This window comes from Candidatus Methanomethylophilus sp. 1R26 (genome assembly GCF_001481295.1).
Classification (GTDB): Archaea; Thermoplasmatota; Thermoplasmata; order Methanomassiliicoccales; family Methanomethylophilaceae; genus Methanomethylophilus.
The window spans coordinates 70770-85461 of the sequence record NZ_LOPS01000047.1; the positions used below are offsets into that span (position 1 = coordinate 70770).

General features: G+C 57.4%; 14 protein-coding genes and 1 pseudogene. 7 read left to right on the forward strand and 8 right to left on the reverse strand.

The features are described 5' to 3' along the window. Positions 1 to 38: 38 nt before the first annotated feature. Together AUQ37_RS08085 and AUQ37_RS08090 are read right to left on the reverse strand one after the other, a co-directional pair. Positions 39 to 476, reverse strand: a complete 438-nt coding sequence (locus AUQ37_RS08085; RefSeq protein ID WP_157844369.1) for an asparagine synthase C-terminal domain-containing protein — start codon at positions 474 to 476, stop codon at positions 39 to 41. A 141-nt stretch (positions 477 to 617) separates the two neighbouring features. Further along, positions 618 to 848 (reverse strand): tyrosine-type recombinase/integrase, encoded by a 231-nt coding sequence (locus AUQ37_RS08090; RefSeq protein ID WP_058748151.1) that lies wholly within the window; start codon positions 846 to 848, stop codon positions 618 to 620. A 90-nt stretch (positions 849 to 938) separates the two neighbouring features. Here AUQ37_RS08090 and AUQ37_RS08095 point away from each other — a divergent pair, with 90 nt between their 5' ends. Continuing rightward, positions 939 to 1631 carry a DUF5131 family protein gene (locus AUQ37_RS08095; RefSeq protein ID WP_058748152.1) on the forward strand — a complete coding sequence of 231 codons (693 nt, stop codon included), beginning with the start codon at positions 939 to 941 and terminating at the stop codon, positions 1629 to 1631. Next, complete coding sequence (locus AUQ37_RS08100) at positions 1628 to 2524, forward strand: radical SAM mobile pair protein B (protein ID WP_082662478.1); 897 nt, start codon at positions 1628 to 1630, stop codon at positions 2522 to 2524. Before AUQ37_RS08095 ends, AUQ37_RS08100 begins: the two co-directional genes overlap by 4 nt. Positions 2525 to 2607: 83 nt before the next feature. Here AUQ37_RS08100 and AUQ37_RS08105 read toward each other — a convergent pair whose 3' ends face one another. Both AUQ37_RS08105 and AUQ37_RS08110 read right to left on the reverse strand, forming a co-directional pair. Next, on the reverse strand, positions 2608 to 3834 hold the full coding sequence (locus AUQ37_RS08105; RefSeq protein WP_058748154.1) for an ATP-binding protein: 1227 nt from the start codon (positions 3832 to 3834) through the stop codon (positions 2608 to 2610). Positions 3835 to 3937: 103 nt separating this feature from the next. Then, positions 3938 to 4354, reverse strand: a complete 417-nt coding sequence (locus tag AUQ37_RS08110) for a flavodoxin domain-containing protein (RefSeq protein WP_058748155.1) — start codon at positions 4352 to 4354, stop codon at positions 3938 to 3940. Between the two features lie 88 nt (positions 4355 to 4442). On the opposite strand from AUQ37_RS08110, the gene AUQ37_RS08115 reads away from it, so the two are divergent. The 5 genes from AUQ37_RS08115 to AUQ37_RS08135 all read left to right on the forward strand — a co-directional run bounded on the left by AUQ37_RS08115 (position 4443) and on the right by AUQ37_RS08135 (position 8178). Further along, the gene (locus AUQ37_RS08115) at positions 4443 to 5093 is read left to right on the forward strand and encodes a metallophosphoesterase (protein WP_058748156.1); all 651 of its coding nucleotides are present in this window, start codon (positions 4443 to 4445) and stop codon (positions 5091 to 5093) included. Positions 5094 to 5133: 40 nt separating this feature from the next. After that, the gene (locus tag AUQ37_RS08120) at positions 5134 to 5514 is read left to right on the forward strand and encodes a 30S ribosomal protein S8e (RefSeq protein WP_058748157.1); all 381 of its coding nucleotides are present in this window, start codon (positions 5134 to 5136) and stop codon (positions 5512 to 5514) included. Positions 5515 to 5672: 158 nt separating this feature from the next. Further along, entirely contained in the window at positions 5673 to 5966 is a 294-nt protein-coding gene (locus tag AUQ37_RS08125) for a signal recognition particle subunit SRP19/SEC65 family protein (protein ID WP_058748158.1), read from the forward strand. 5 nt (positions 5967 to 5971) lie between these two features. Next, positions 5972 to 7378 carry a bifunctional ADP-dependent NAD(P)H-hydrate dehydratase/NAD(P)H-hydrate epimerase gene (locus AUQ37_RS08130; protein ID WP_058748159.1) on the forward strand — a complete coding sequence of 469 codons (1407 nt, stop codon included), beginning with the start codon at positions 5972 to 5974 and terminating at the stop codon, positions 7376 to 7378. Next, a complete protein-coding gene (locus AUQ37_RS08135) occupies positions 7378 to 8178 on the forward strand; it encodes a metallophosphoesterase (protein ID WP_058748160.1) in 801 nt (266 codons plus the stop codon). Before AUQ37_RS08130 ends, AUQ37_RS08135 begins: the two co-directional genes overlap by 1 nt. A gap of 132 nt (positions 8179 to 8310) precedes the next feature. On the opposite strand, the pseudogene AUQ37_RS13765 reads toward AUQ37_RS08135, so the two are convergent. The 4 genes and pseudogenes from AUQ37_RS13765 to AUQ37_RS08155 all read right to left on the reverse strand — a co-directional run bounded on the left by AUQ37_RS13765 (position 8311) and on the right by AUQ37_RS08155 (position 14641). After that, positions 8311 to 9824: pseudogene (locus tag AUQ37_RS13765) on the reverse strand (Ni/Fe hydrogenase subunit alpha). A gap of 18 nt (positions 9825 to 9842) precedes the next feature. Continuing rightward, positions 9843 to 11090 carry an oxidoreductase gene (locus tag AUQ37_RS08145; protein ID WP_058748161.1) on the reverse strand — a complete coding sequence of 416 codons (1248 nt, stop codon included), beginning with the start codon at positions 11088 to 11090 and terminating at the stop codon, positions 9843 to 9845. A gap of 6 nt (positions 11091 to 11096) precedes the next feature. Beyond that, positions 11097 to 11561, reverse strand: coding sequence for a hydrogenase iron-sulfur subunit (locus tag AUQ37_RS08150; RefSeq protein WP_058748162.1), 465 nt, complete (start codon positions 11559 to 11561; stop codon positions 11097 to 11099). Between the two features lie 5 nt (positions 11562 to 11566). Then, entirely contained in the window at positions 11567 to 14641 is a 3075-nt protein-coding gene (locus AUQ37_RS08155; protein ID WP_058748163.1) for a CoB--CoM heterodisulfide reductase iron-sulfur subunit A family protein, read from the reverse strand. Positions 14642 to 14692 lie beyond the last annotated feature (51 nt).

Genomic DNA, 14692 nt, shown 5'->3' on the forward strand with positions numbered 1-14692 from the left:
TCTGTCCCCCCCCACTGCCCCGCAGAAGAGCGGGGCAGTTAAGGTGCGTTTTGGATTTTCACCGATCGCACATTCCCTCCGAAATACTCATCACTGCCTTGGCTCGTTAGAATGACTGGCTCATGAGCCGCACGGCATACTGTGAAGAGCTGGAGTTCATACGAGATGGTGAAAGGGTCGCTGACCTTGGTAGCCAAGATCAGTTCCCTTATGTCGTTCTCGATAGTCTCTTCGCTTATTCTGCAGTGAACCCACGGGAGCCCCAGTTTCTCGGCCAGTTCCTTTCCAGCTGCGACGTCGAATGAGTCGTCCGTTCCGCAGGTGCAGCAGGTGACCGATCTGGCGTATTTCTTTGCGAGTGCGGCAACCAATCCCGAATCCATTCCGCCGGAGAAAGCGATTCCCACTTCCCTGCCTTGGCAGGCCTTGCGGACGGCTTCTTCGATTGCATTGCCGAGAGCTTCGTATTTCGCCAACTGTATCTTCCCACGTTTCAAGGCTTAGACGAGCACTATCACGTCGGATTGTTGCTTTTTCTGAAAAGAAAAATCCCCAAGCTTCGAGTTCTGATTCTCTCCTCGCATCGGGTAAATCGTTTCGGGAAGTATTTTTAGGTTTCACAGGTCGAGGGCGTCGTCGACGGCGGTTGTGGCACTCTTCATTTTCCTCGGATCAGCTTTGAGGTAATGGTTGACGGTCGTGTCGATGTGGGAGTGCCGCATCATCCTCCGCAGTGTATCGAGCTCCGTTCCCGCATCCGCGAGATTGGTGCAGTAGAATCTCCGAAGGGTGTGGCAGGTCGCATCGATGTCGGTCTTTCCTTTGAATTTCCTCATGGTCTCGTCCACGAATCTCGTGGCCGCTGCCGGACGAATTACCCACCAGCATCAGATGTGGAAGAACCCAAATAAACATACCCCGATACGGAAACATCTGCCTTGACAGTGAGATGCCTCAAATCGGAGATCCAGTGCCTGAACGCCGTCATCGGGTGCACGAGAGGATGCGAATACTGTTACGCCAGAGCCGTCACCAAGAGATACCATGTGACGGACAACTTCTACGTCCCGCGGTTCTTCCCTAACAAACTTAGGATTCTGAACAGGAAGCGCCCCCACATCTATTTCATGACCGGTATGAGCGACCTCTCCGATTGGAAGGAGGATTGGATCAGGGTCACCATGGATGCCGTCAGGGATAATCCGCAGCATCAGTACATCTTCCTCACCAAATCGCCTGAGAAGCTGGATATGGATTGCGATATGGAGAACGTATGCTTCGGCGTGACGGTGACGATGGATTCCGAGAAGGGAAGGATAAAGGAACTGCGCAGGAACGTACATGCCGAAAGCTATCACATAACATTCGAACCGATGTTCGATAAGATAACGGACGTGGACTACGAAGGCGTGGATTGGATAGTCGTCGGTACGGAGACCGGGAACCGCAGAGGAAAGGCGGTATCGCAGCGCGACTGGATACAGGATATCGCCGATTCCGCTGCGGATGCGGGAGTGAAGGTGTTCATGAAGGAGGACGTCGTTAACATCATGGGCGAAGAGAACATGATACAGGATCTCCCAGACGCATACGAGGAACTGCTGAAGGTACAGAAGGAGTGGAGGAAATGAGCGACATCGTGATCAAAGAGATAGAGACGAAGAACATAATGACCAAATCATCCGGCCCCTTGGGCGGATATGCCGTCAATCCGTATACCGGGTGCACCCACGGATGCAGGTACTGCTACGCTTCCTTCATGAAGAGGTTCACCGGACACACCGAACCCTGGGGTAAGTTCCTCGATGTCAAGGATTGGCCTGCAATCGATCCATCCAAATACGACGGACAGACCGTGCTTCTCGGCACGGTCACCGATCCCTACGTGCCGCAGGAGAAGAAGTACCTCAGGACGAGAAAACTCCTGGAACAGCTGGTCGGGAGCAAGGCAGACATCACGATATGCACGAGATCCGATCTGGTCCTGAGGGATCTCGATATCCTGAAGGAACTGGACAAGGTGACCGTATCATTCTCCATCAACACGCTGGACGAATCGTTCAGGAAGGATATGGATAAGGCCGTGAGCATAGAGAGGAGACTGGATGCCATGAAGGCTCTGTATGACGAAGGCTTACGTACCGTCGCCTTCATCTCGCCCGTATTCCCCGGGATAACGGACATCGAGGCGATCATCAGAAGGACCAAGGACCAATGCGACCTGGTGTGGCTGGAGAACCTCAATCTCAGAGGAGGATTCAAATCGGATATCCTGTCGTACATCAAGGAGGAACATCCCGATCTGGTGCCACTGTACAAGCAGATATACACCAAGAAGGACCGTTCCTATTTCATCAATCTCGAAAAGAAAGCTGAGGCGCTGGCACAGGAACTCGGATGTCCGTTCACCAACAACTGGACCCCTTACGGCAGGGCGGAACCGGGACATCCCGTCATCGTGGACTATTTCTATCACGAGGAGGTCAGGAACACCAACAATACGGGTATAAGGAACAGGAAATAAGCCGTTCGGTCCGTTCCGGAAGGGGGAGTCCTTATTCGACTATTAAAGAAATAAAACTTTCATTTTTGTAAAGTTTTATCGCATTAGAATTTAAACCCGTCCCCAAGAAGAAAATCATTGACCAGGTGCAGCATTATGATTCCGGATCTGTCGATTTGTATAGGATCCATCGATATGATGTACTTCGGATAGTTGTCTCTGATTTTAAGGAATGGTGCTTCCTCTCTTTTCTCGGTCTTCTGAGAATCCATGAGATACGTTACCTGTACGTACGCCGTATGTCTCCCGTCGGATACGACGAAATCTGCTTCGCAATCCCTTAGTTTCCCGACCTGCACATCATATCCCCTGGAATTTAGTTCGTTGAATACGATATTCTCCAAAAGATGTCCCATCTGGATGTCGTGTCTGCGTTTCGGATAGGATGTGTAAAGGGAAATGTCTGCAACATAAGTCTTGTAATGGGTTTTCAAGGCCTTCTTCCCGGAGATATCGAACCGCATACACTTATCGACCAGTTTGCTCGCGAAAATGACTTCGAGATACCTATTCACTGTATTGGGATTGGTCCTGATATTCTCTGAACGGAGATATTTCGAGATTGATGTCGAAGAGATTTCGGCACCCGGTGTGGAAAGCAGATAATCCAAAAGCTTGCTCAGTAAGGTTTTGTTTCTTATCTTCTTGCTTTTTAATATATCCTTGTTGATGGTCTCTTCGATGACCGACCGTATGTAGAGAGTCCTGTTCTCTTGATCGGTATATGTTATACCCTTGGGATAACCCCCCGTGAATAGATAATCCTGAAATAGGTCGGTATTGGAGTAAGATATGCCATTCAGCGTATAGAATTCCTCTATTTCAGTCAATGAGAATGTGAATATTCTGAATTCTATGTAGCGACCGGTCAGTTTTGTTACCAATTCCCCACTTAAGAGATACGAATTCGAACCTGTGATGAAAACCGATACACCATCATTACGGTATGCATTGATTAGGGGCTCAAATCCCTTCACGTTCTGAATCTCATCTACAAACAGGAATCTGTCTCCTTTGCAATTCCTGAACCCGTCGTCTATCAGCTTTTCCAAAGAATCGGGAGTGCGGATCTTCAGGTTATTTTTACTATCCAGATCGATATACACGATTGTTTTCTCGACTTTTGTATCAGTGCCGAGATCGTCCATTATCTGTTTCATAATTGTAGATTTTCCGCATCTGCGAGCCCCTGTCAGGACCTTGATTATGTCCTTATCATTGTAAAATGGACGGATTTTAGAAAGGTATTTTTCCCTCCTAAGTTCTTTCATAGATTTGATTATATAAAGTAAGGATATAAAACTTTCATAATCGAAAAGTTTTATTTTGTTAATTTAAACATTGAATCATAAGAAGTTGCACATCCGCCGCTGTTCACGGCCGGACTGCGCCCAGGTCCCGGCAACGATCCGAGACCCAATCGTTCGGCGCATAGATGGAGAGGAGGTTCTCGCCGGGGAGCATTGCACCCAGGGCACGGAGGGCTTCGGCAAGACGTTCCAGCCACAGACCCTCCCCTTTGGAGCATGAGCCGAACAGGTAAACGGTCCTTCCCGAGAACACGCCGCCGTTGTCGAAGAGGAACTTCTTCACCGGGGCAGTGTACTTCTCCTTACCGGTCGCCGGGCATCCCAGGAACACTATCCCAGAAGCTGCGATCTTCGATGGATCTGCTTCCTGCACCTTCGCGAAATACACCTCATCCCCTGTGGTCGCGGCCCCTTCCCGGATGAGCTCTGCCATCTCGCGGGTATTGCCTGTATTGCTGTCGTAGATTATCGACCTCAGCATGCGCCGCGCCAAGGGCCGTCTGTTTAAAACACGTACCGTGCCGATTGCCGGGGGACGGGGATAAGTACAATGCGGGAGATAATCCCGCATGAGATTCCTCGTGATCACCGACCTTCATCAGAAGGCTTCTAACATAGAATGGATCAACAAGCTGATCGAATCGGAGAGAACCGATGCGGTCCTGTTCTTGGGAGATGTCACTGACATGGGGACCTCCGACGACGCCGTCGAGATCCTCTCCTCGATACGCTCCAAGGTCTATTGCCTGCCCGGGAACTGCGACCCGCACGACCTTCCGGAGAAGATATCGTCCGTGGCCGTCGATATGCACGGGAAGTCGGCCGAGATAGGCGGATACTACATCGCAGGGCTCGGAGGCTCCAACATCACCATCTTCGGCACCCCCTTCGAACTGACCGAGGAGGAGATCGACGCGAAGCTGAGGCCGATATCCCGGAGGGGGATGGTCCTCATGACCCACGCTCCCGCCTACGGGACGCTCGACCGCATCCCGAACGGGACGTCGGTCGGCAGTCCGGCGATAAAGAAGATCTGCGACGAGTTCCGTCCGCTCGTGGCGCTCTCCGGCCATATACACGAGGACGTCGGAGCGAGGTACATCGGCGGCACGCTTTACGTCAACCCCGGACCTGCCAGGGACGGACACGCCGCCATCCTGGTGCTGGACGGGGACCGCGCATACGTCAGGTTCGTCGGGCCCACAGATCCCGCAGACTGATACTATTAAATATGCGTCCACGATAGCAGAGGCGATTAACATGGCACTATGGCAGGGTAAATCCAACAGGAAATCCACCGGCGGCAGGCACATCCTCGCCCGCGGGAAGAGGAAGTTCGAAATCAGCAGGGAACAGCAGTTCACCAGGATCGGCACTGAGTCCCTGAAGCAATACCGCGGAATGGGTGGGTCCAAGAAGGTCGGAGTCCTCTACGCCGAGTATGCCAACGTCGTCGACAAGAAGACGAACACTGTCAAGAAAGCGAAGATCCTCACCGTTACCGACAACCCTTCCGACAGGAACCTTGTCCAGCGTAACATCCTCAACAAGGGCGCCAAGATCAAGACCGAGCTCGGAGAGGCTGTTGTCACCTCCAGGCCCGGGCAGTGCGGCGTCGTCAACGCAGTGCTCGTTGAGTGAGACCCAGCGCCATCTTACCCGGGGCCTGCCCCCGGGACTTATCAACGCTTTCCCGATTTCGGTTCTCTCTGTATTTTTCTGTACCTTTCTGCGGCCGTGAAGATGCGTTCGCGGGAAACAGGTTATTATCCCTCGGCTGTATCGAGAGGAATGATAACATGGCTTACGACGACGACACGGCCATCGTTCTGTGGCCGGAATATTTCGACTCAAACCTCTCCCGCAGGCAGGGCAGAAGGCTCCCCGTCTCCAAATGCGTGAAGGACCCGTCCCTGGACATGATCGCCAAGGGCGCGATAATTCTGGGCCTGGAGTACAGGATCGACGAGGGCAAAAGCTATCCGTCCGACTGGACCTCGAAGAAGGGCTGCGTCCGGGTAGAGAAGGGCAAGATGAAGAAGACGGAGATCATCCCACGCATAGGCGAGATCCTGGTCAAGAACGGCGCGTGAGGCAAATGATATCCGCGCTTGATTCCAAGGTCATGGATGCCAACTCCGAGGCCCTCGGGGTCGGCACAGATATCCTCATGGACAACGCCGGGAAGGCCTTGGCCGACTTCCTGACCGAGAGGTTCTCCGGCAGAAGGTTCATCATATTCTGCGGACGCGGGAACAACGGAGGGGACGGATCGGCGGCCGCCTGCCACATGAAGGGAGAGGACGTTACCCTCTGCTTTATCGGAAACCCTGAGAACATCAGATCGCATTCTGCTGCAGCGTTCTATGCCAAGGCCGACTGCCCGAAGGTCCCGTTCGATTCTCCCGGGACCGGCTACGATGTGCTCGTCGATGCCGTTCTGGGGACCGGCATATCCGGAGAGCTGAGGCCGGAGTATTCCGCATACATAGACCTCACCAGGAGATTCAAGGGAACGATCGTCTCGGTGGATGTGCCCACCGGGTTCGGCACCGGCAAGCAGGTCATACCGGACTTCACTGTCACCATGCATGACATCAAGGAGGGCATGGACACCGGGAACTGCGGGGAGATCGCGATTGCCGACATCGGCATGCCGGAGAGAGCATACACCCACACCGGCCCCGGAGACATGTACAGATATCCCCGGCCCGATTCCCGCAGCCACAAAGGTGCCAACGGGCGTCTGCTGGTCATAGGCGGAGGGCCTTTCTACGGCGCTCCGGCGATGGCGGCCATGGCCGCCATGAGGACCGGGATAGACCTGGCCACTGTCGCCGTCCCTGAGAATTGCTACCATGAGGTCGCGGCCGTTTCGCCTGTGCTGATGGTCCGTCCGCTCAAAGGGAACATCCTGCGCCATGAACATGTGAAGGAGCTGCTGGACATGGCCGAATGCAGCGATGCGGTCCTGATAGGTCCGGGCCTCGGGCGCGATCCGGAGACTTCCGAGGCCGTGAGGGAATTCGTCTCGCTGTGCAGCAGGCCGCTCGTCATCGATGCTGACGGCCTGAATGCCCTCGGCATGGACTTTACGGCCAGGAATCCTGAGACAGTCCTTACGCCCCACCATATGGAGTTCATGCGCCTCACCAACAGCGAGGGGAACACGGAGAACGCCATGGCTTCCGCGGCGCACATGGGCGCCGTGATCGTGCTGAAGGGAAAGGACGACATCATCACCGACGGCAAACGGGTCAGATACAATTCGTCCGGAACCGTGGGGATGACGACCGGCGGGACAGGGGATGTCCTGGCCGGGATAATAGCCGGATTGATGTCCAAGAAGATGGGAGCTTATGATGCAGGCTGCCTCGGAGCGTACATATCCGGAAAAGCAGGCGAACGCGCCTTCGCAAAGCTCTCGTACGGGATGATAGCCACGGACGTCATCAAATACATACCCAAAGCGATCGGCAACGGGCTGGACCGTCTGGGCATCTGATGGCCGATATCCAGCCGGTTCCCGGCATTCCCGCGCTGAAGATAGACGACACACTGGTGATCGGCGACCTCCACATCGGCGTGGAGGCGCACATGGGCGCCAAAGGCGTCCATCTGACCTCGCACACCGACATGATGTTCGACAGCATCATAGAGGCTGCCGGGACCGATATCGACCGCATAATAATGATCGGGGACATCAAAGACTCTGTGCCCGGCTCGACACGTCAGGAGTACCGCGAGATACCCGCATTCTGCGACAGGCTCCTTGAGCATTTCTCTGAGGTCTGCATAGTGCGCGGAAACCATGACACGTCTATAGAGGAGTTCGTTCCGGGAGCGGTCCGCATCTATCCCGCGACAGGGATGGCAGTGGGGAACATTGGCCTGGTCCACGGCCATACTTGGCCCTCGGCCGAAGTCATGTCCAAACGGACATTGGTCATGGGGCACTGCCATCCTACCGTCCTCTTCAGGGACGGTGTCGGGTCCCATATGTCGGAGCCATGCTGGCTCCGCGGCAGGTTCGTCAAGGAGTCTGACGAAAGGTATGCGCACCTCCCGGAATCTTTCATCGTCGTACCAGCTTTCAACAGGCTCCTGGGAGGATCCCCGGTCAATGCCATCGGAACGCCGCTGCTCGGGCCGATAATGAACTCGGACCTGGTTGACCTCGATGATGCGCGCATCTATCTCCTGGACGGCATAGATCTGGGTCTCCGCAAGGATCTGATGGTGAAAGACCGCAAGTTCAGAAGATGGAACGATGACGAGAATTCGCCCCGCCATTCGTCGCTCTGAATGACTGTGCGCCGACAGCAGTATCGCGGCAGACTGATGCGGCCGCGCGAGCATACACTGGCATTATTCACAGCCCGTTTGAAAATGATCCCCGCAGTGCCGGGGAAGGGGGCTTGCGCCCCTTGAGAGGTTTCAGTTCCTGGTGACGGTGTCGTACAGGGACCCGTCGGCGTTCCTGATCTCTGCGGTCAGAGGCATCTGTCCAGGCAGAGAGTGGGTAGCACAGGAGTTGCAGGGGTCGTATGCCCTGAAAGCCATCTCGACCATGTTCAGGAGGCCGGGCGACACATCGTAGTTCTTGATGAGGGCCTTGGCGACCTTGGCAACGTCCATGCACATCGGGCCGTTGTTGTTGGTGGTTCCGACGACCATGTTGCAGGCGGTGACGATCCCGTTCTCGTCGCAGGTGTAGTCGTGGGTCAGGGTTCCGCGGGGAGCCTCGACGCATCCGACACCGCGTCCTCCGGGAACGAGGTCGAACTGCTTGATGTTGGGGTCGGTGAGCTTGTCGGAGTACGCATCCTCCTTGAGCTTCTCGGCCGCATACAGCATCTCGATGAGCCTGGCCCAGTGGGTGGCGAGGGTGTACTGCACGGGCTTCCCGTCGGTGGCGCCGAGTGTCTCGCGGTAGACCTTGAGCTCCTCGTTGGCGAGCGGGGTGGAGATGTCCTTGCAGACGTTCAGCCTGGCGAGCGGAGTCGCTCTGTAGATGCCGGAGTCGGGCCCGTCCACGAGTCCCTTGTATCCGGCTTCCTCAGGTACGGGAACTTCTCGTAGGACCAAGGCTCGGACGCCTCGGCGATGTGGTCGAGGTAGTCCTTCGGGTCATACAGGTCGGCCTGCTTGCCGTCCTGGTCGACGACGCGGACCTTACCGTCGTGGAACTCCAGCTGACCCTTGTCGTTGACAAGGCCCATGTGGTAGGTCTCGTGGTAGTAGAGGTCCTTGTTGAGGATGATATCGAGGTACTCCTTGTTGCCGAGCACGAGGTCGTGGAAAACCTTGAGCGAGGTCTGGGAGAACTTGACAAGCTCATCGGTGTAGGACTGGATCTCCGCCGCCTCCTCCTTGGAGATGGCCTTGGAGACTCCGCCGGGAACTCCCATGACAGGGTGGGTCGGCTTACCGCCGATGATTCCCTGGATCCTCTGGGCGTTGGCGCGGGCCTTCAGAACAGCGCTTCCGAGCTCGAGGCCGACAGTGCCGACGACTCCGAGGATGTTCCTCTGCGCTGCAGGCGCAGCGGGCCCCTCGACGAAGTCGGCGGAAGCGAGCGCGTAGAAGTGCGCGATGTGGCTGTGGATGAAGTGGGCGTGATAGAATGTGTCCCTGATGTGGAACGCGGCCTCCGTGGGCTTGGCATTGAAGCATCCGTCGATAGCCTTGGTGGATGCAAGGTGGTGGGCTCCGGGGCAGACTCCGCAGAGCCTGGCGGTGATCTGGTTGAGCTCGGTCACACGCCTGCCGATGCAGAATCTCTCGAATCCCCTGACCTCGGGAACCTGCCAGTATGCGTTCTTCACATTCCCGCTGTCGTCCAGGAAGATCTCGATCTTCCCGTGACCCTCAAGACGGGTGATGGGGTCGATGGTCACACGGTCGCCGGTGACTTTCTTCTTCTCATCCCAAATGATTGGTGCTGCCATTTGATTTCATCCTCCTATTCAGGCAGAGGGTGCCTCTTCTGTGACGGACCTGTTGATGAGGGACTTCCCGAGAGTGAACGCGTAGAAGTATCCCAGCGGATCCTTGATGGTCGACATGATCTCGATGATCTTCTGCTCGTCGATGACGGGGTCGTCGTCGAGGACCGGGAACAGGGAAGCGATGGCGCTGAGAGCGCTGGCTCCGTGCTCCTGGACGAAGTGGGTCGGACCGTAGCATCCGCGGCAGGGCTGGCCGGCCGCAGTGCAGCGGGCGTTGCATCCGCCGACGGTCGCGGGACCGAGGCAGAGGATGCCCTGGTCCATGAGGCACTTCTTGGGGTCGACATCGACCTGGTAAGGCTCATAGATCTTCGTGATCCTCTTGTACTCCTTCTCGCGGGGGCACTCGTCGCAGAGGCACTTCTCGGTGACTCCGAACTCGTATCCCTTCGGGGGCAGAGCGACGCCGTTGTAGACGAAATCGACTATGCCCTTGAGCATCTGGGAGATGGACTCCTGAAGGGGAGGGCATCCGGGGATGTAATAGTCGACGTCGATGACATCATCGAGGGTCTTCACGGTGTCGTACAGGACAGGCAGGGTGAGCGTACCCTCGGGAGCCTGGTACTCGGATTCGGGCACCTGGGGCTTGCCGGCGTGGTAGTCCTTCTGGAACTGGGCGCTGGTCGGGGTCTTGGTGTAGACGTAGTCGAGGATCTCGTCGGCTCCGCCCTTGACCAGGTTGGCCAGCGCAGGGGTTCCGCCGAAGCAGGCGCAGGACCCGTAGCTGACGACGATCTTGGACTTCTGCCTGAGAAGCTTGACCATCTCCTCGTTCTCGGTGTTCCTGACGGCACCGTTGATGATGGAGACGGTGATGGAACCGTCCTCCATGGCCTCGATGTCGTCCTTCTTGCCGTCGGCCGCGATAGGCCACATGACGATGTTGGCGAACTGGCCGATGGTCAGGACCCTCTCGTTGGTATCGAGCAGGGAGACATCGCATCCTCCGCATGCTGCGGCCCAGTAGATGGCCAGGTTGATCTTGCCGTTCGCCGGAGGGGCAGGCAGGGTCTCGCCGAGGTCCGCGAAGGGGTACTCGGTGTGGCCGTGCTTCCCGTTGACGGCCTTGCCAGCTTCGCCGGAAGCGGCAGGGGCGGCCGCGGGGGCCTCCTTGGATTTCGCCGGGGCCGCAGCCTTGGCTGCAGGGGCCTCGTTCTTCTCTTTCTTATCCTTCTTCTTGAACAGGTTGCTGAAGAATCCCATATTGGTTCAGGCCTCCTTGGGGTGTGCCCTGACGTTCTCTTCCTGGGCGATGGTCTTCGCGGAGGTGACGGGGGTGGGGCCGAGGGCCTTGATCTCGTCGATGAACGATGTCATGACGGTCTGGAACTTCTCTCCCTCGGAAGCGGAGACCCACTCGAGCCTCAGCCTCTTGGGGTCGAATCCGTACTGCTCGAGGACGAGCCTCAGGAGAGCGATCCTCCTCCTTGCCCTGTAGTTGCCACCGATGTAGTGGCAGTCGGCAGGGTGGCATCCGAGGACGATGACCCCGTCCGCTCCTTTGGAGAGGGCGCGGAGGACGAACTCGGGGTCGATCCTCGCGGAGCACATGGTCCTGATGATACGGAAGTTGGGAGGCATCTGGCGCCTCCCGACTCCGGCGTTGTCGGCGCCCGCGTAGGAGCACCAGTTGCAGCAAAATGCTACGATCAGAGGTTCAAATTCTTCTGCCATTGGTATCACTCCTTCTCCATGAGGGGCCTGTCGAACAGAGCATCGATCTCAGCGATTATCTGCGAGTTCCTGAACCCTCTCTGCTCCATCGCACCGGACGGGCAGGCCGCGACGCAGCATCCGCATCCCTTGCAGAGACCGGCGTTGACCTGGCTGATAGGCCTTCCGTCAGGTCCGTTGACGATGGTAATCGCGTGGTACTCGCAGCATCCCTCGCAGGTTCCGCAGCCGTTGCAGAGCTGGGGATTGGCGACGGAAGCAACGATACCCTCGGAGACCAGGTGGTCCTTGGTGATGATGGTGAGCATCCTGGAGGCGGCTCCGGATCCCTGGGCGATGCACTCGTCCATGAACTTGGGCCAGTGGGCCGCTCCGGCGACGAAGACGCCCTCGGTCGCGAAGTCAACGGGCCTGAGCTTCTGGTGGGCTTCGAAGTAGAAGCCGTCCTTGCTCAGCGGGACCTTGACCATGACCGCGAGCTTCTCCTTCTCCTCACGCATAGGCGCGATTCCGACGGACAGGGCCAGAGTGTCGACGGGTATCTTCACTTCCTGGCCGAGGGTGGTGTCGAACGCCTCGACGAAGCTGCCGTCGTACTTGGGCAGAGCATCGTCGTTGACGCGCCTAAGGAACCTGACCCCGAGCTGGCATGCCTTGTAGTAGAGGTCCTCCCTGAAGGCGTAGGTCCTGATGTCCTTGTGGATGATGGTGACGTTGGCGGTGGGGTCGGCCATCTTGATCTCGATGGCGTCCCTGATCGCGCTGGCGCAGCAGACCCTGCTGCAGTATCCGACATTCTCATTCCTGGATCCGATGCACTGGATGAACACGACGTCCTTCCCGGTGAACTTCCCGGCGGCGACCTTCTTCTCGAGCTCGATGTGGGTGAGCACCTTGGGGTCGGAGCCGTAGTTGTATTCGACGGGCTTGTACTGGGCGGCACCGACGGCGAACAGGATGGCACCGGCGGGGATCTCCTCTCCGCTGGCGAGCTCCACGGTGAAGTTGCCGACGTATCCGGGGATGTCCTCGATGACAGCGTTCTTGTGGACGGTGATCAGCGGGCAGGACTCCACCTTCTTGATGGTCTCGGCGAGGAACTCGGAGACAAGCTTGCCGTCCTCCCTGTGGACGAAGTTCCTGGCGAATCCTCCGAGCTCGGCTTCGCGCTCGAAGAGGTCGACCTTGACTCCCTGGGCGGCGACGTCGAGGGCCGCGGTCATACCGGTGATGCCTCCGCCGATGATGGCAGCGGACTGGGTGACGGGGATCTCGGCTCCCTCGAGAGGCTCGAGCAGGCAGGCCTTGGCAACGGCCATCCTGATCAGGTCCTTGGCCTTGGTGGTGGCCGCCTCGGGGGCATGCATGTGGATCCACGAGCACTGGTCGCGGATGTTGGCCATGTTGTAGAGGTACTTGTTCAGACCGCCGTTCCTGCATGCCTCCCTGAAGAGGGGCTCGTGGGTCCTGGGGGTGCAGGACGCGACGACGACGCGGTTCAGGTCGTGCTCCTTGATGAACTCGGAAATCTGGGTCAGGGTGTCCTGAGCACAGGCGTACTTGGTCTCGACAGCCACTACGACATGGGGCAGGGTCTTGGCGTACTCGACGCAGGCGGGAACGTTGACCACAGAGCCGATGTTGATACCGCAGTGGCATACCCAGACACCGATGCGGGGCTCCTTGCCGGCGACATCCTTCTCAGGCGGGTACACCTTGGGCTTGCAGGGCACGAAGTCGGGGTCCTTGACGATGAAGGCACCGGCCTTGGCGGAGGCACCGGATGCCTCGGCGACAGAGGTCGGGATGTCCTTGGGCGCCGCGAAGGCACCGGTCACGAAGATGCCCTTCCTGGTGGTCTCGAGCGGGTTGAAGACGGTGGTCTTGGCGAATCCGTACTCGTTCAGCTCGATGCCCAGGGTCTGGGCGAGCTGCTCGGCGCCCTCGGGCGCCTCGAGGCCGACGGACAGGACCACGATGTCGAAGGTCTTCGACGCGGGGTTGTTGTCCTTGTCGGTGTAGTTGACGGTGACCTGCTTGGTCTCAGGGTCCTCCTCGACATTGGATACGCGGGCTCCGCGGTGCATGTGGATGCCGTACTCGTCCTCGGCCCTCTTGATGTAGGCCTCGAACTCCTTCCCGTAGGACCTGATGTCCATGAAGAAGATATCCTCGTCAACATCCCCGTGCTCCTTGGTGATCTGCGCCTGCTTGGTCGCATACATGCAGCACACGGACGAGCAGTAGGTCTTCCAGTTCTTCTTATGGGACCTGGATCCGCAGCACTGGATCCATGCGACGGACTTGGGGCCCTTCTCGCCGGCGCCTTTCTGGGCGACACCGAACTTGTCGTAGACGATGGTGGAGGGCACAGGTATGTGTCCGTCGAACGGACCGGCCGCGCCTTCCATCCTCTCGTACTCGATGGCGGTGACGACGTTCTTGAACCTTCCGTATCCGTACTCGGACGCGTTCTTGGCGTTCCAGACGGAGAATCCGGCTGCGACGACGATGGATCCCACGTCGAGGGTCAGGTCCTGGTCTTTGTCCTCGTAGCTGATGGCCTGCTTGCCGCAGACCTTCGCGCAGACACCGCACTTGTTCTCAAGGAGCTTCTTGCAGTATCTGGGGTCGATGAGCGCCACCCTGGGCACAGCCTGAGAGTGGGGGATGTAGATTGCCCTCCTGGTGGTGAGGCCGTACTCGAACTCGTTGGGGATCCCGCGGGTCGGACACTTCGCGACGCAGTCTCCGCACGATGTGCAGAGGGTCGGGTCGACGTACCTGGCCTTCTTGGTCACGGTGACCTTGAAGTTTCCCGCCTCCCCGTCGACCTTCTTGACCTCGTGATAGGTCATGAGGGTGATGTTGGGGTGACCGGCGGCATCCGCCATCTTGGGCGACAGGATGCATGCCGAGCAGTCGTTCGTAGGGAAGGTCTTGTCGAGCATGCACATGGTCCCTCCGATCGTGGGCAGCCTGTCCACGAGGTAGACGTGGATGTTCCTGTCCGCAAGGTCGAGAGACGCCTGTATACCGGCGATTCCTCCGCCGATCACAAGAGCAGATTTGGTTGTCAATTCATTACCTCCGTTCCCAATTTTTGGTTGGAATGAGGAATAGGATGGCAA